Genomic DNA, 16,718 nt, shown 5'->3' on the forward strand with positions numbered 1-16,718 from the left:
AGATCGCCCCTTTCCATCGCTCTCCCCACAAAGGTATGACTATCAACTTGTCAGTTTTCCATTTTGCTTACAGCCGCCAAAAGGGCGATTTTGTCCGATGGGTACACGTGCTGTCCTCCTTCGGCTTTGCGTGCGGCATGGAGCATCGCTTTTGCCACATCTGCTGCCTGCACGGGACGATACGTGCGAAATGGCCCGATCAAAAGCGGCGTGAGCAGTGGTGCCAACCGCGCTGCGAACGATTCTGCCAGGCGGTGCTCACGACGATCTCCGAGCAAAAGAGAAGGGCGGAAAATATGCAGAGCAGGCAGAGAAAGCTGCTTCAGATCATGCTCTAGCTCCCCTTTGACCCGGTTGTAGAAAAAAGCGGAGCTGCTATCCGCACCCATGGCGGTGATGACGAGGAACTGACGAGCGCCAGCTGCTAGGGAGAGTCGGGCGATTTCCAAGGGGTAGGTGTGATCAACCAACCGGAAGGCTTCCCGGCTGCCTGCAGTTTTTATCGTGGTTCCCAGACAGCAAAAAACATCGGACTTGGGCAGCCACTCCTGGCATTCCCCCAAGATCGAAAAGGAGATCGTCCTGGATGTAAGTCGAGGATGCTCAACATCGAGAGCACGTCTGCCAAAGGAGACGATTTCCGTATAGCTGTCATCCTGGAGCAAAAGCTGCAGCAGGGCACTGCCGACCAGGCCGCTTGCGCCGAACAGTACGGCTCGTTTCATGGAATAGTGTTCCTCACTTTCCGATTTTCATCTAGTTGATTTTACCATATTTCCCCGCGCTCGTGGTCTGAGTCAGAAGCATCATCCTTGTCCGCACCCTATTGACAGAGTGAGCGAGAGCAGAAGAAAATAGAGGAAGTAAGCGCTTTCAAATAATTCCGAATCGCAAGTCAGATGGAGGGGAATTGGATGACGCGTACACGCAAGGTAGTGTGGGAACCCACATTGGAGCAGCGTGGGAAGAGCAATCTCTGGCGCTTTATGGAGCAGGAGCAGATCCCGGATTACGAGACGCTGCTGCGACGCTCCGAGGAGGACGTCAGCTGGTTTTGGGATGCCTTTATTCGTTTTGCAGGAATTGAATTTGCGAGACCGTACCGCAGGATCGTGGATGGATCGAAAGGGTTGCCGTGGCCAGAGTGGTTCGTCGATGGAAAGATTAATCTGGTGCATAATTTCTTGGATAAATGGGCGGAAGACGATCGTACCGCAAAACGCCCTGCCTTGCTCTGGGAGGGAGAGGCGGAGGAAGAGCGTCGGTTTACATTTGCGGAACTGCAGAGAGAAGTAAACCGTTTCGCCAACACGCTGAACAGCTTGGGTGTTGCGAGAGGGGATCGAGTCGCGATTTACATGCCGATGATCCCGGAGACGGTCATCTCCCTCTATGGAATCTACAAGGCAGGAGCGGTCGCAGTCCCGCTGTTCTCCGGATTTGGTCCAGAGGCTGTGGCTGTGCGGCTGCGGGACGTAGAAGCCAAAGCCGTTGTGACAGCGGATGGCTTTTACCGGGGCGGACAGCAGGTGCTGCTCAAGCACGTACTGGACAAGGCACTGGACTCATCCCCTAGTGTAAAGAGCGTTCTCGTAGCCGAGCGGCTGGGGGAAAAGGCGCTGCTCGTGCCTGGTCGCGATTGGCTATGGAGTGATCGGATGGCACAAGCGTCCGATCAGTATGAAACGGTAGAAACGGACGCAGAGGAGCCGTGCATGGTGAGCTATTCCTCGGGGACGACGGGAAGCCCGAAAGGAATCGTCCACGTGCACGGGGGAATCGCTGTCAAAACGGCCGAGGTCGGCATGTTCATCTACGACACACAACCTGATGATATTTTTACCATGGTGACGGATTTTGGCTGGATGATGGGTCAGCTCCCCCTGTTCTCCGCCCATAGTGTGGCTGCTCCGTTTTTGATCTACGAGGGAAGTCCGATGCATCCTCATCCGGGCCGTCTGTACGAGATCATCGATAAGTACAAGGTAAGTGTGTTCGGTGCTCCGGCAACGGCGCTTCGTCTGCTGAAGACCTACGCGGAAGCCTTTCGGGGAAAGGCAGACCTCTCGTCCTTGCGCATATTAGGGCATACAGGAGAGCCGATCGACGAGGAGACGTGGTCGTGGTATTTGTCCTGGACCAATGGAAGGGCACCGATCATCAACGGCAGTGGCGGAACAGAGGTATTTGCCGAAATATTGTCGTCCGTTTGCGTTGCGCCGCAGAAGGCGACCTGCCTGGGAGCGACTCCTGCTGTGGGGGCAAAAGTCGTCGACGAGCTCGGCAATCCGGTCCCAGCAGGCAAATCGGGCTATCTCGTTTTCACCGTGCCGCAGCCGGCGCAGACACGAGGCTTCTGGAAAAATCGCCAGCGCTACCTCGATACGTATTTTCCTCTGGGAGAGCAGATGTGGTGGCAGGGAGACATGGTCACAGTCGATGAAGACGGCTTTTGGTTCCATCTGGGACGGGCGGACGACGTCATCAAGGTATCAGGGAGAAGAACGGGACCGGGAGAGCTGGAGGATGTCGTGAATCAGCACCCGGGAGTGCTGGAAGCGGCAGCGATTGGGGTTCCTCATTCGGTGAAAGGAGAGGCGATCGTGCTGTTTGTGGTCATGAAGCCGGGAGCTTCTCTCGATGCGAGCGCGCTGAAAGGACATGTATCCAGCACTCTTGGCAAGCCGTATGAACCGGTAGAGATTTACGCAGTTTCCGATCTCCCAAAAACCCGCACGCAAAAAATAATGCGCAGGCTCATCAAGCAGCGTTTCCTGGGGGAGAAGCTCGGGGATACATCGAGCTTGATGAATCCGGCGGCGCTTGAGAGCCTGCCTGTGCGAACGAAAATTGATTCCTGAATCATGAGTTTGATGGACAAAAATAGCAGCTCTGCCGCCTTTGCTGGGAAAGCATCGCGGGCAGGGCTTTTTTCATACAAATAACATGGATGAGATGGAAACCTGCAAAAGTGCAACGAAGTCTTTTCGAAGCCAAGTTTTCTAATGTCATTTTTATATCCTAGTGATATAGTGGGGATATAAGCGATCCGATGCGAAAAAGAAATGGGGTAGGAGAGGGAATGGCCATGAAAACATATGTGGATCAGCCAAACGGAGTGTTTCCCTCCGTCTGTTCACTGGATTGTCCCGATCAGTGCGGACTTGTGGTGCACAAGCAGGACGGCAAAATTGTAAAAGTAGAGGGTGACCCTAATCATCCCGTAACACAGGGGAGCATTTGCAACAAAGTACGCAACATGGCGGAGCGAATCTACGATACGAAACGGCTCACACAGCCACTGAAGCGGGTGGGCGCAAAAGGAGAGGGCAAATTCGAGCCAATCACCTGGGAAGAAGCCATCCAGACGATCACCTCTCACTGGAAGCAGCTGATCCGTGAGCATGGACCAGAAAGCATTTTGCCATACAGCTTCTACGGCAACATGGGCAGGCTGAATGCGGAGACGATGGATTATCGACTCTTTCATCGCATGGGTGCCAGTCTATTGGACCGAGCGATTTGCAACGCGGCAGGCGGCGTCGGCTACAACTACACGATGGGGGCAAACTACGGCACCGATCCGGAAGAAACGGTGCACACCAAGCTGTTTCTGATGTGGGGGATCAATGCGGTCAGCACGAATATGCACCAGGTGATGCTGGCAGAAAAAGCACGGAAGAACGGTGCGAAGATCGTCGTCATCGATGTCCACAAAAATCAGACGGGTCGCTGGGCTGACTGGTTCATCCCGATTTTGCCCGGAACAGATACAGCTTTGGCTCTCGGACTCATGCACATCCTCTTTGCCGAAAATATGGTCAATGAGGAGTTCATGGAGAAGTATACGGTGGGGCACGAGGAGCTTCGGGAGCACGTCAAGCAGTACGATCCGCAGACAGTTTCGAGCATTACAGGAGTTCCAGCAGACGATATTTACCGTCTGGCGCGTATGTACGGGCAGACCTCTGGGTCCTTGGTGAGGATCGGAAACGGTCTTCAGCACCATGACAACGGGGGCATGTGCGTGAGAACGATCGCCTGTTTGCCTGCTCTGACCGGCCAGTGGCTCGTGCAGGGCGGCGGAGCGATGAAAGGTAACAAAGGATTTTTGGAACACAACAAGCAGGCGCTTCAACGACCGGATCTGTTAGCAAACAAAAAGACGCGCAGAGTCAACATGAATGTGATCGGCAGTGCTCTTTTGGAGCTGGACCCACCGATCCGCTCGATGTTCGTCTACGGCTGCAATCCTGCATTGGTGGCCCCGGAAGGAAACAAGGTCAAAAAGGGGCTGCTGCGAGAAGATTTGTTTACTGTCGTCCACGATCTGTTTTTGACGGAGACAGCTGCCTATGCCGACATCGTCCTGCCTGCTACCTCCGCTTTTGAGAACACGGACTTTTACACGTCCTATTGGCATCACTACATGCAGCTGCAAAAACCGGTGATTGCCCCTTATGGAGAAAGCAAATCGAACGTGGAAGTTTTCCGCCTGCTGGCAAAAGGAATGGGCTACGAGGACGAGATGTTCGATGACTCCGAGGAGGAACTGATCCGACAGGCGCTGGACTATCCGGCGAACCCGTTCCTGGGCTCGATCACGTACGAGGATCTGGTCGAAAAAAACTACAGAAAAGCAGCCGTCACTCCCAACTTTATCGAAAAGCTTCCGACTCCAAGCGGCAAGATCGAGCTGTACTCCAAGCAGCTAGAGAAGCTAGGGTATCCTGCACTGCCTACGTATACGCCGATTCCTGTGGAAAGTGACCTTCCGTTTTTGTACGTGCCGGGGCCCAATCACAATTTCCTCAATTCGACGTTTTCCAATAATGCCAAGCACGTCAAGCTGGAGAAATTTCCGCGACTGTTCATGAATACGGCAGATGCCGAGGCTTCTGGCATCGCCGATGGAGATTTGGTGCGGGTATGGAATGACCGAGGTGAGTGCGAGCTGACTGTATCGGTCGGGGAAACGGTCCTGACGGGTGTGGTAGTAAGTCAGGGACTGTGGGCGGATCAACCAGGTGCCAAGCACCATGTAAATGCGCTGACCCCGGATCGCATCGCAGACATGGGAGGCGGAGCCACTTTCTTCTCCGGGCGTGTAAACGTGGAGAAGCTTGCTAGATAGAGAGGAAATACCTGCGTATTGCAAACGAAAAGCTTCGTGGGCCTGCTGGCTGCGCGAAGCTTTTTGCATCCAAGCACATCTTCTAGCAAAGTCGTCACTAGCCTTTTTTGAAATCGCGCATACTAGAATGAGAAGCGAAAAGGAAAGGTGGTCTTCACATGTGGACAAGCAATCTGCTAGGTATTGTGACAAGTATGATCGTAGGTTTGGGGGTAAACGGGGCAGGAGCAGATGTTCCACCGCCGGCAGCCAGTCAGATCACACCTGCGCCTGCTGTTTATGAGGAACTGAAAATAGCGAGACAGGATGTCACAGGAGATGGACGGCCGGATCTGGTGACGCTCTTGGGAAAACGCTTTGCTGCCGACAGCCCGTATTACGACAAACTCAAGGTCATGGTGCAGGATCCTGTCGCGAGGAAGGTTTCCTTTTTTCATACGACGTATGGCGGCTACCAGCCCGAGATGTCCTTCTGCGATTTCACCGGTAACAAGACCAAGCAAATCTGGATTCAGGCGCCTACAGGAGGCAGCGGTGGCACTTCGGACTTTTATTTGTTCAGTGACAAGGACAACAACCCCGCAGTTCTGCCAGTCCCCCAGTCCTTGACGATTACAGGGGCCTATCAGGATGGCTATAAAGTTCCGATAACTATTAAAGAGACGAATCAAACGACTGTCCTCGATTTGAGCGACCGCAAAGATATTTATGAAGAGAACGGGGTGTACAAGAACGGCAAGCTCGTCCAGCCAACTGAGGTGATGCCGAATACGTTCAGTGTACTTAAGCCCGTGGAGGTGCGTGACGGAACCTGCGAGCTTCTGGGAGAACAGCGTGTGAGCGGGGTAGCCAATGCAGATACGATCGCCTATGTTCAGTCCAGATGGAAATGGGAGAACAATGGCTGGAAGCTGCTGAGCGCACAGGTGAAAAAGGCAGAGCGATAATTTGGGAGCAGGGCTGTGCCTGTTCGACAGGAGCAGGACAGCCCTGATTTGTACAAGCCTGATGGAAATTTTGAGATCGTTTACGAAATTGTCAAATAGGGTATAAAGATATAAGCCAAACGATATACCCAGATGGAAAAAATTATAGTATATTACAATGAGCGTAAGCTGAGAACTCAGCCAGAAAAGGAGTCCACCGAATGAGTACATGCCCGATTTCCAGTTTGTTTGGACTAAAAGGAAAATCGAAAAAAGCTTCTTTTTTTCAGGAGATAAAGGAACATGGAGAAGTGCATATCGATGCTGGGTCTCAATTGGCGAAGCAGTTGTCCCTCATCCATTTGACAGAGCATGACCTGGCTGTCGCGAAGGCACTTCAGCCTCTGATCATTCAAAATATTGATAAAATAGTCGGCTATTTTTATGAAAATATAGAGCAAGAGCAGCTTCTCATGACGATCGTGGAGAAGTACAGCAGTATCGATCGCCTCAAACAGACATTGAACCGCCATATCCAGGAGATGTTTAGCGGCAAGATCGACAAAGAATATTACGAGCAGCGCAGTCGGATTGCCATCATGCACATGCGCATTGGTCTCGAGCCCAAATGGTACATGTGTGCCTTTCAGAACCTGCTGATCTCCATCCTCGACCTCTTGAACGAAAGCATAGTGGACAAAGCGGAGTGTGTGCAAGCTGTTAAAGTCGTTACCAAAATACTCAGCATCGAGCAACAGATTGTTCTGGAAGAATACGAGAACGAGCATGCAAGGGCGCGGAGCCTGGAGCAGGAGAAAAAGGATGAGCTGCGTGCGACCCTGGCCAACTCTGCTCATGAGCTGGCAGCTGTTTCCGAAGAGAACAGTGCTTCTGTCCAGCAGCTGACCGAGCAATCACGCGAGGTTCTTCGTTTCGCAGAAAACGGGACAAGCTTCTCGAATAAAGCGCATCAGCTGTCTCAGGAAGGCAAGGAGAAGCTGGAGAAGCAGAAGGAGCAAATGGAGCTGATTCAGGGCAGTGCCAAACAGATCGCGGAAGAAATGAGCACTCTGGAAGAAAACTCGGAAAAAATTCGCGGTATCGTCAACGTGGTGACGGCCATTGCTGAGCAGACCAACCTGCTCGCGTTGAATGCGGCGATCGAAGCGGCACGCGCAGGTGAACAGGGCAGAGGCTTTGCCGTTGTAGCCGACGAAGTGCGCAAGCTGGCGGAGCAGACGAAGCAATCCGTGTTTGGCGTGCGCGAGCTGATTGAAAAGACAAATCAGCAGACTGGCGTGCTCGCGATGGTCTTTAGCGAGATACAGACTCTCGTTCAATCCAGTACGACCATGACCAGCGAGACATATGCATTCTTCGAAGGGATCATGAGCGCGGTCATGGAAGGCAAGCAGCAGAGTACGCAAATCCAGAAAGAGCTGGAAAACTTCTTCCGCGTCATGGAGGACATGAACCAGGCGGTAGCGCAGGTGGCCAGCTCGGCAGATGAGCTGTCGGAAATTACGGAAAGTCTGTAAGATTAATAGGAATATCGCGTTTTAAAGTAAGCACACCCCGAAGCAAGGAGGGATGTGCTTTTTGTTTAGCGGATTTGCAAAGGGTATAAATGCCTGGTCAAGCTGTCGGAATTGCATGTTGACTCCCATGATTTTTGTGCTAAAATGAAAAACATTAATCTTCATAAGTTTACTCGGAATTATAAAGTGGGGGTCGAAAATGGTAGGACAAATGATATTCACGGGGCTTTTATGCGGAGCGTTGCTTGGTTTTGTGATGCAGCGAGGTCGCTTCTGTCTGACTGGTGGTTTTCGCGATATGTTTTTGGCAAAGGACTACCGGATGTTTTACGCGCTGCTGATAGCGATCGCGATCCAAAGCATTGGTGTATTTGCTCTGATTCAAATGGGCCTTATTCAGTTTAAATCGGGTTCGTTTGCCTGGCTGGGTACGATAATCGGTTCCTTCGTTTTCGGGATCGGAATTGTGCTTGCCGGTGGTTGTGCTACAGGGACTTGGTATCGAGCAGGGGAGGGCTTGATCGGCAGCTGGATCGCGCTTTTCGCCTATATGCTGATGAGTGCCGTCATGAAGAGCGGCGTGCTTGTTCCTGTAAACGAAGCCTTCAAAGGGTACACGGTGCCAACGAACTCCATCCCTGCTACTTTCGGCACGTCGGTATGGCCGTTTATCCTGATCCTGACGGCGATCACGCTCTATCTGGTCGTCAAGCATCTGCGCAAACCAAAGGTAGCGATTCCTGCCTTGCGTGCAAAACGCACGGGTCTTGCTCATCTGTTGTTTGAAAAACGTTGGCATCCTTTTGTGACGGCTATTTTGGTAGGCTTGATCGCCATGCTGGCATGGCCGCTCAGTGAGGCAACAGGCCGCATGTCCGGTCTGGGAATTACGACGCCATCGGCCAATATCCTGCAGTACATCGTAACAGGAGACAGCGAGAAGTACATCAACTGGGGCGTATTCCTGGTGCTGGGCATCCTGATCGGGTCCTTTATTGCCGCGAAAGCAAGCAGGGAGTTCCGCTTCCGTGCACCTGATGCGAAGACGACCATCTCCAGCTTCTCCGGCGGGATCCTGATGGGCTTTGGGGCGAGTCTCGCTGGTGGCTGCTCGATCGGTAACGGTCTCGTCATGACGGCGATGATGACCTGGCAAGGCTGGGTTTCCTTGTCCTTTATCATTTTGGGTACGTGGACGGCTTCGTATTTTGTCTATGTACGTCCTCGGCTACAAGCTAAAAAACAGCACAGCGCAAGTGTCACTGTCGCATAGGAGGAATAGAACATGCAGCACAAACTCGAAGTTCTTGGCATGGTTTGCCCTTTCCCGTTGATTGAGGCAAAAGAAAAGCTGGAGACGCTTCCTAGCGGTGATGAGCTCGTCATCGATTTCGATTGCACACAGGCGACGGAAAGCATTCCGCGCTGGGCAGCGGAAGCTGGTCACACGATTACGAATTACGAGCAGCTCGACGATGCTTCCTGGACAATCACGGTGAAAAAGAAATAGCTGCAAGCATATGAAACTCCCCTTTCTCTGGGTACAACGGAACGGTTCACGCGCTCTGTTGGTCACACCCAGCGAGAGGGGAGTTTTTTAGTCATAGCAGGAAAAAAAGGATCATATGTTAAATTATACTAATACTTAATTATTTGTACTGTTGACAATCGCACAAGGGTGGCGTATAGGCGTTGATCGAAACGACCGGAGTCTCCCCTTGATTTCGGATGGCGTGTATCACTCCTGGGGCTACATAACAGAAGTCATCAGCATGAACGGTAACGGATTTCTCCGGACGAACACCGCGTCCTTCCTCGTCCAGTGAATAGATGACATTGGTGAGGTCGCCAGCGAGAATCCATTCCCACCCAAAGGAATCACCGTGATTATGGGCTGCTGACTCCTTGTCTGGAGGCAGTACGATGAGAACGATTTCGACGTGTTCCGTGGCGAGCAGGACCTTCCGTCCATAGGGCAGATCTTCAGGCTCGGGAACATAGGGAGAGATTGTTTCGAGGCTAATCGGCAAAGATTCCAAGGCAGCTCTGAGCTCGGCTGGAGTTGGACAAGTCAGAGAACCGAAAGCTTTTTCTAATAGGGCGTGAATCATGGGGCAACCTCCCAGAAGCATTGATCTTGTTCATCACCAGAATATGAAAAGTAGAGGGGAACGGTGAGGACGTCTGCAGGTGGACAAACGTGTTTTTTGTATGAGCAGCTTGGTCGCTTCAAGTGGAAGAGCGGCCCTTTTCGCATGAAAACCCGGCTGTATATGTTATCTAGCAAATGAAGCAATGGAGGATTTTGAGATGAAGGTAAGAACAAGTCTGCTCATTAACAGCCTGCTTGTATGGACGATCATGGGCGCAACGGTCCCTTGGGCATCGGCGGCAGGAGCGCCAGTGTCTGCGCCAGCACCTTCTGCCGTGACGGATATTCCGGGTGTCATCGCGCGGGTATCAGCTAGTGTTGTTGCGATTGTCGGCAAGCCGGAAGTGAAAGGGAACAACCGAGACAACCGTTTTAACCTGGCGCATGGGACGGGGATCGTCGTCAAAGCAGACGGCTGGATTTTGACCAATGCCCATGTCGTCAAAGAAATGGACAACCTGACCGTCATTACCGTTGATGGCAAGCAATATACCGGAACCGTTACAAATATGGACGAGGAGAGCGATCTGGCGCTGGTAAAAATCGCAGCAACGGGTCTATCACCTGCCAAGTTTGCTGCGAACTATTCGATAAAAGTCGGAGAGACTGACGTGGCAATCGGCACCCCGATCTCTGTCTCGCTGCGCAATTCGGCGTCAGCGGGAATCATCAGCGGCGTCGATCGCTCTGTCAGCTCCACGTACCGCTTAATTCAGACGGATGCTTCTATCAATCCGGGGAACAGTGGAGGACCACTGGTCAATCTCAAAGGAGAGGTAGTTTTTACGTACGGAAAGGTAAACCGGCCCTATTGGGGGGCGGAGCTGGAGGAAAGCTGGGCAGCGGTTGTCGGACTGCCAACGAAGGAGCCGCTTCGGATAATTCGGGTAGAGCCTGGTTCACCTGCTGAAAAGGCAGGGTTTCAATCAGGAGATGTCATTTATTCCGTGAACCAGGCGTCGTTTACGACTCTCGTGGAGTTCAACGAGCTTTTGAAGAGCTATTTGCCGGGACAAACCGTGGAAATCATGGTGCAATCGGGCGGCGATCTGATTAAACGCAAAGTGACGTTTGGGAAACAACCGTAGAGAGCAAAGGATGGGGGAAAATCGGATGATCCAGAGGAAGTGGCAAGTGTTTTGTGTGACAGCGATGTTATCGGCAGCACTGATGACCAACCAGTCCGTGCTGGCAGCAGAGTCGTCTGCCCAGCGCGTGGAAGTAAAGCTAAAATTGAATACAGCCCAGGCAAAAGTAAACGGTCAGGATATGGCGATTGAGCAGCCTTATTTGTCCCAGGATACGACAATGATTCCGTTGAGTCTTTTGACGTCAGCATTCGGGGTAGGCTTGCAATACGACAGTCAGAATCAAATGATCGAGCTTTCGTACAACGGCAAGGTCATCAAGCTTTCCGCAGGCAGCAAGCAGGCCTGGGTCAACAGCTCGCCTGTTACCCTGACAGCGTCTCCTGAGGTGAAAAGTGGGAAGACCATGGTGCCGCTGACCCTGCTGACGCAGGTTATGGGCCTGCAAGCCATCGTGGATGCATAGACGAAGGATGTTAGCATCGTCGGGAACAAGCAAGAGGAGATTGCTGCGGCAGGCGTCTCTCTGGACAGCGATCTTGGCAAGACGATGATCGGTGACAGCTATTACGGCTGGAGCATGAAATATCCAACCGGCTTTGTCAATGATCCCAAACAGCCGTATGCACGGTTGATTTCCAAAGATTCGGGTGGCTGGGTCTATGAGGAACGTGCCTATCAAAGCAGGGACCGCATTTTCTATGTGACTCTGGTCATCTACGACGAGGCGGACTTCCGCAATCCTGCCAAATACAGCGGCTACAAGGACTTGCTGGACAGCTTTACTTTGTCCTATCCAAAAGGAAGATCGACGGTGAAGGATCTATCCACGGTAGAAGGCAACTTCCGCTGGTACACTCAAGAGGACATGGGGCTGAAGCTCAAGGTTCCGGCAAATTGGCAGAATTCCTACAACCAGGCATTTACGCAATTTTCCAGTGCAGACGGCAGGCAATGGATAAAGGTCAAGATCACCTCCAAGGAGGAAGGCCTGACGCTAGAGGATTGGGCAAAAAGGCATGAGCAGATGTATCGGGACCAAATCAATGAAAGCTATTTAAAAGTGGATTCTGCGCCAGCAAGCACGATGGTTGCAGGCGTACCTGCCATCGAGCAGAAATTCAGCTCCTCGGATGGCGCCTTCTGGTATTCGGAGCATGACTTCTTTTTCTTCAAAGGCAATTACAAGGTATATGTCGAGATCGCGTATGATCCGGAGGCAACCGAACAGGAGAAAAAAGAACTGGTCCAAACGATCAAGCAATCGCTGACAGTTAATCAGAGTGCAATGAATCCGGCAATGGGAGAAATAGCGGATGATGATCTGGTCGACCAGAATCAGATGGCGACGATCAAGTTTGCCGAGCAGAAGTTCTCCATTAGCATTCCGGAGCACTGGAAGGAAATCCGTGGGGACGGAATCACGAAGACCTATGAGTTCCTCGGGGGAAATGCGATGATTCTCGCAGGACCGGGCAAGATTGCGGCGGTGCGCAAGGAAGTCGAGCAGTCGATCAAAGAAAACTCCTCCAGCTATGCATACCTCATCAAGGAAAACAAGCCGATCACCGTGGCAGGAGCGAATGGATACAAGCTATACGTAGTAGGCAATAATGACGGGGCGCGTTTTGAGAAAACGATCTATCTTCTGGAAAAAGGAAAAAATATGTATATGATTGCTTTTACGGTTTCAGAATGGGTCAAAACCAAAGCGCTCGAGCAGCGGCTTCAAAAAATCATCGACTCCATCCAGTTTACAGATGGGAAGTAGAAGCATAGGGCATAAAAGCGCGGGGGGCTGCCAAGCTCTCCCGCGTTTTTTGCTTTCAGAAGACGATGACTCGCTGCTATGATAAGCATACGGTACCAGGTGCCGGGCAGGACGATTTGGGGAAGCGCCCCCGTTCGTATGCGAAGAGAGAAGGGAAGTTCGAGTTCGGACTTTGAAAGTCGAGGAGGCATGTGCATGTCAACGGCCATAATCAGTGTACGCACCCGCTAGGGCGGGGGCGTGTGAGCTAAACCGCCTGGAAGGAGCAGGAGGTTTGGACTAATGAATATTTCGATGAAAACGTATTTGTATGTCAATGCGCTATCCTCGCTTGGGTCACGTATGGACCTGATCGCATGTAGTGCGTTGATCTTTACTTTTGATAATGGGGCGTTTTGGCTGGCTGCCTTCTTTGTGGCGCGTCAGATTGGAGGGATCCTGTTTAGCCCGCTGGCAGGCGTACTGGCTGACCGAGTGGATCGGAGACGGGCGATGATCGTAAGCGACCTGGGAGCAGGCTTGTCGGTCATCCTGATGGTCGTGTTCCCTGTTCCTCTCGTAGTCATCGCTGCCGCCTTTTTGAAAGGCATGCTGTATACCTTGTTTCACATCAGCTTTCAGGCATCTCTACCGCAAATGTTTGAAAAGGAAGACCTCGTCCGGGTCAATGGATGGACAGTCCGCTTGGAATCTGTAGTAGGAATTGTCGGGTTTGCACTCGGTGGATTCTTGACAGATCACTTAGGCTACGCGTTTGTCATCGCATGCGACGCAGTGACGTTTCTGTTCTCCGCAGCGATCCTGACCCGGTTGCGATGGAACAGTCGGTCGGGAGCAGAAGAGTCAGCGAAAACAACAAATGCAACGGGCGCGACCGGGCATACACAGGAGCCAAGAAGCCTGCGTGCCACGCTGGTGTACCTGGCGAAGCAGCCGCTCTTTCTGGTCATCAGTCTGCTTGCCTTATTCGAATCGATCAGCACGGCGTCACATAATTTTGGCCTGCCCGCTCTTGCCAATCAGTTTGCCTCCGGTCATGCAGTCTTGCACGGCTTGATGTGGTCAGCGATGAGCGAGGGAGCTGCCGCAGGTGCGTTTGGGGCAGCACGTTGGAGAGGGAATTTGCTCCAAGGGCTGCTGGTGAGCTCTTCTCTGCTGTCGCTTGTTATCACGGCGGCCTTTGCAGGGAAGAGCATGTGGCTGGTGCTGGCGCTGCTGGTCTTGGCAGGGCTGTTGGCAGGTGCATCGCAAGTGTACGAGAGCACGCTGCTTCAACAGGCAGATAATCGCATTCGTGGCAGGGTGATGGGTGTCCAAGGTCTTTTGAGCCGGGTAGGGTTTTTTATCGGGTTTATGGCGGCACCGGCTCTGGCTTCCTCACTGGGGTTATTTGGCATGGTAATGGCCGCACAGCTGGTGTATCTTGCCGGAGTGGTCGGGCTTGGCTGGTTTTGCTTGCGGAAAGGGTAGTCTTTTTTCCTGTCACGGACCATAGGATGTACCAATTGGGAGGTGACGGGCGTGAGGATGTTTCGACCCCGTCGGCGTTGGAAGAACCCGCTTTCCAAAACGAAGGCGTTTTTTATCGCACTGGTCATTTTTTTGGTGATGTCGATACAAACGCTGGTCTTCCTGGAAAAACGGCTGGAGCCGACGCTCTTGATTCTGGCATCGCAAAAGACAGAGCAGTTGGCCAAAGAAGCAATAACAGACGCAGTAACCAAGCGGATATCCCAACAAGGCGTCGACTTTAACCAAATTGTCCAGATTGAAAAAGACAACGAGGGGCAGATTCAGGCGTATCAATTCAACTTTAAGGAATATGCGCGGATCGTCGGAGAAACGACCTCGCGAATTCAGAACAAGCTCCAGGAGTTTGAGGCGGAGAAGGTAGATCGCTCGATCCCGCTCGGCCTTGCAACAGGCAACAGCTTTCTGGCGAACATGGGTCCAGACCTGCCTGTGACCTTTATGCCGATTGGGTCGGTCAAAACCAAGCTGGAGACAGAGCTGAAAGAAGCAGGCATCAACATGGTGCTGGCCACCGTATACATTTTCGTAGAGGTAGATTTGCGAATCGTCATTCCATTTGCCACCGACGAGCAAACAGTCACGACGAAAATTCCGATCACCCACTCGCTGATCGTCGGCGATGTGCCGCAGTATTTGTACAACAGCCCAGAAGGAAAGCCGGACGTGCCGAGAGCGCAAACTCCGGATGAGCCGGACCAGCCATAAGGGAGCAGAACAAAAACAGCGACAACCCGGCAGAATCTGTCCGGTGCTGTCGCTGTTTTCTACTTTACTTTATGGGAAGCCACGTGGAGCAATCATCCGCTATTTCCTGCATCTGCTGTACAAGCATGCTAGCATGATACCCGTCACATACGGCGTGATGCATTTGAATGGCGAGCGGCAGCAAGATGCTGTCGGCCTGCCTGAAGTATTTTCCAATCGTAAAGATAGGAGAAAGGTAGGTTGCCTCATTGTAGATGTTCAGGTTAAAGCCAGTGAAGCTGACCCATGGTATGCAGGAGATGGGAAACGTGTTCGCAGGCTCGTTTGGCTTGGGAGTAAATTTCTTGATCCCGCCGCATTCCTCCAGGTCTGCGAGAACGTGTTGGTGGAACTGGGAAAAGTCTTTGTGATAATCTGTCCAGATACTGCTGAACGATTTGTCATCTTCGTGGAAAATGGTATAGCTGGGAGACATGCTCTCCCAATACCCTACCCTTCCATCCATATCATAGCCCATACGGAACTCGACGTGACGGTTTACGACCGTCGTGAGCATGTGAATGAGCGCCGGGTAAAGCTTGAATCCATTGTGCTTGAGCATGGGAAGCAGCTTTGTGATGTCCAGGTTGGCCGTCATGATAAGGGTGTTCCAAAAACACATTTCCCGTTACTATGAGAGAAAGCCAGTGAAACGGACGAGGAGGAACCAATGAGCCACCTACTTGAAAAAGGCATTATTTTTGATATGGATAACACCTTATTGAAATCGAACATTAACTTTGCGGAGATGAAGCGGGCAATCTATCAGCTGCTGCTCATGCACGGCTGCTGCGGGCCCGAGCTGAACCTGCAGAATCATACGGCTTCGCAGCTGATCGAGATCGGCAGGCAGTCTTCCCTCATGACGCAAGAGCTGGAGGACGAGATGTGGGCAGCAGTCACAGCCGTGGAAAAGGATGGGATGCATGGGGCTGTACTGGAGGAGCAGGCGCGAGAAGTGCTGGATGAGCTCCGCGATCGGTACCTGCTCTACATTCTGACGAACAACGCTTATGCCGCCGCACAAGAAGCGCTGGTGGAAACCGGGATTTCTGATTATTTCACAGAGATTGTTGCCCGGGAACAGATGACACAGCTAAAGCCATCTCCGTCCGGCGTTCACTATATTTTGCGCCAGCAGCCGCAATGGCCGCTCGAGGCATGGGTGATGATCGGCGATTCCTGGATCGATGGAAAAGCTGCGCAGGATGCGGGGATCCGTTTTTTATCCTACCAGGGAAAGCTGGGTGAAATGGAGCAGCGGGGGGTAAAACCGGTGGCGACGGTCAAAAGCCTGCGAGAGCTGTTAAACCATTTCTAGTTAATCCTAGCGGAAAATATACTTTTTACACAGAAAGGCTTCGGTCTTGTCCGAAAGTGTGTTATACTTGACGCAACTGAATACCAGCCTTCAGGGTAGGGTGCAATTCCCGACCGGCGGTAATGACGAACGCACGTCTGAGCCCGCGACTCGCTGTCTGCTTTTTGGGGCAGCGACTGACTTGGTGCAAATCCAAGGCCGACGGTACAGTCCGGATGGGAGAAGGTATTTGGAATAGCCTCGCAGCTGTTTTTTCGCAAAAAAACGGTTCCGATGAGGCTTTTTTCTCGATGCCCTGAGACGAAAACTCACGGGCATTTTTATTTGTACAAAAGGAGGGAAGAAGGGTCCTGTAGCACAACATAATGTGAATACGAAGCAATCTTCAGGGTAGGGTGTAATTCCCGACCGGCGGTAAAGCCCGCGACTCGCTGACTTGTATGAAAGCGACTGATCTGGTGAAAATCCAGAGCCGACGGTACAGTCCGGATGGGAGAAGATGCGAAGTGCT

Annotated in this window: 15 protein-coding genes and 2 riboswitches; of the genes, 12 read left to right on the top strand and 3 right to left on the bottom strand. The window is 52.1% G+C overall.

Going from position 1 to position 16,718, the window contains the following annotated elements; all coding sequences use genetic code 11:
* Nucleotides 1-50 precede the first annotated feature (50 nt).
* The gene (locus EDM55_RS23335) at nt 51-725 is read right to left on the bottom strand and encodes a Rossmann-fold NAD(P)-binding domain-containing protein (protein WP_122961509.1); all 675 of its coding nucleotides are present in this window, start codon (nt 723-725) and stop codon (nt 51-53) included.
* Nucleotides 726-914: 189 nt separating this feature from the next.
* On the opposite strand from EDM55_RS23335, the gene EDM55_RS23340 reads away from it, so the two are divergent.
* The 6 genes from EDM55_RS23340 to EDM55_RS23365 all read left to right on the top strand — a co-directional run bounded on the left by EDM55_RS23340 (nt 915) and on the right by EDM55_RS23365 (nt 9,108).
* On the top strand, nt 915-2,861 hold the full coding sequence (locus EDM55_RS23340; protein ID WP_170184448.1) for an AMP-binding protein: 1,947 nt from the start codon (nt 915-917) through the stop codon (nt 2,859-2,861).
* A gap of 227 nt (nt 2,862-3,088) precedes the next feature.
* Entirely contained in the window at nt 3,089-5,134 is a 2,046-nt protein-coding gene (locus EDM55_RS23345) for a molybdopterin-containing oxidoreductase family protein (RefSeq protein WP_122961510.1), read from the top strand.
* 158 nt (nt 5,135-5,292) lie between these two features.
* A complete protein-coding gene (locus EDM55_RS23350) occupies nt 5,293-6,081 on the top strand; it encodes a YybI family spore inner coat protein (protein ID WP_092273424.1) in 789 nt (262 codons plus the stop codon).
* Nucleotides 6,082-6,281: 200 nt separating this feature from the next.
* Complete coding sequence (locus EDM55_RS23355) at nt 6,282-7,598, top strand: globin-coupled sensor protein (protein WP_122961511.1); 1,317 nt, start codon at nt 6,282-6,284, stop codon at nt 7,596-7,598.
* A gap of 211 nt (nt 7,599-7,809) precedes the next feature.
* Nucleotides 7,810-8,871, top strand: a complete 1,062-nt coding sequence (locus tag EDM55_RS23360) for a YeeE/YedE family protein (protein WP_122923791.1) — start codon at nt 7,810-7,812, stop codon at nt 8,869-8,871.
* Nucleotides 8,872-8,883: 12 nt separating this feature from the next.
* Complete coding sequence (locus EDM55_RS23365; RefSeq protein ID WP_092273430.1) at nt 8,884-9,108, top strand: sulfurtransferase TusA family protein; 225 nt, start codon at nt 8,884-8,886, stop codon at nt 9,106-9,108.
* A 139-nt stretch (nt 9,109-9,247) separates the two neighbouring features.
* On the opposite strand, the gene EDM55_RS23370 is transcribed toward EDM55_RS23365, so the two are convergent.
* Nucleotides 9,248-9,709: a cysteine dioxygenase gene (locus EDM55_RS23370; protein ID WP_122961512.1), complete on the bottom strand. Its 462-nt coding sequence runs from the start codon at nt 9,707-9,709 to the stop codon at nt 9,248-9,250.
* A gap of 199 nt (nt 9,710-9,908) precedes the next feature.
* Between EDM55_RS23370 and EDM55_RS23375 the strand changes: the two genes are divergently transcribed.
* From EDM55_RS23375 to yunB, 5 genes are all read left to right on the top strand, one after another.
* Nucleotides 9,909-10,838: a S1C family serine protease gene (locus EDM55_RS23375; RefSeq protein ID WP_122961513.1), complete on the top strand. Its 930-nt coding sequence runs from the start codon at nt 9,909-9,911 to the stop codon at nt 10,836-10,838.
* A 25-nt stretch (nt 10,839-10,863) separates the two neighbouring features.
* Nucleotides 10,864-11,304, top strand: a complete 441-nt coding sequence (locus tag EDM55_RS23380) for a copper amine oxidase N-terminal domain-containing protein (protein ID WP_170184450.1) — start codon at nt 10,864-10,866, stop codon at nt 11,302-11,304.
* Between the two features lie 114 nt (nt 11,305-11,418).
* Nucleotides 11,419-12,609, top strand: a complete 1,191-nt coding sequence (locus EDM55_RS23385; RefSeq protein WP_141295714.1) for a PsbP-related protein — start codon at nt 11,419-11,421, stop codon at nt 12,607-12,609.
* A 282-nt stretch (nt 12,610-12,891) separates the two neighbouring features.
* Nucleotides 12,892-14,079, top strand: a complete 1,188-nt coding sequence (locus EDM55_RS23390) for an MFS transporter (RefSeq protein WP_246071047.1) — start codon at nt 12,892-12,894, stop codon at nt 14,077-14,079.
* 57 nt (nt 14,080-14,136) lie between these two features.
* Nucleotides 14,137-14,847: a sporulation protein YunB gene (gene yunB / locus EDM55_RS23395; protein ID WP_092273442.1), complete on the top strand. Its 711-nt coding sequence runs from the start codon at nt 14,137-14,139 to the stop codon at nt 14,845-14,847.
* 64 nt (nt 14,848-14,911) lie between these two features.
* On the opposite strand, the gene EDM55_RS23400 is transcribed toward yunB, so the two are convergent.
* Nucleotides 14,912-15,484, bottom strand: coding sequence for a CatA-like O-acetyltransferase (locus EDM55_RS23400; protein ID WP_246071049.1), 573 nt, complete (start codon nt 15,482-15,484; stop codon nt 14,912-14,914).
* A 72-nt stretch (nt 15,485-15,556) separates the two neighbouring features.
* On the opposite strand from EDM55_RS23400, the gene EDM55_RS23405 reads away from it, so the two are divergent.
* Nucleotides 15,557-16,207, top strand: coding sequence for an HAD family hydrolase (locus EDM55_RS23405; RefSeq protein ID WP_122961516.1), 651 nt, complete (start codon nt 15,557-15,559; stop codon nt 16,205-16,207).
* Between the two features lie 82 nt (nt 16,208-16,289).
* Nucleotides 16,290-16,438: riboswitch (FMN riboswitch) on the top strand.
* Nucleotides 16,439-16,584: 146 nt separating this feature from the next.
* Nucleotides 16,585-16,712: riboswitch (FMN riboswitch) on the top strand.
* Nucleotides 16,713-16,718 lie beyond the last annotated feature (6 nt).

This window comes from Brevibacillus centrosporus, assembly GCF_003710815.1.
Taxonomy (GTDB): Bacteria; Bacillota; Bacilli; order Brevibacillales; family Brevibacillaceae; genus Brevibacillus; species Brevibacillus centrosporus.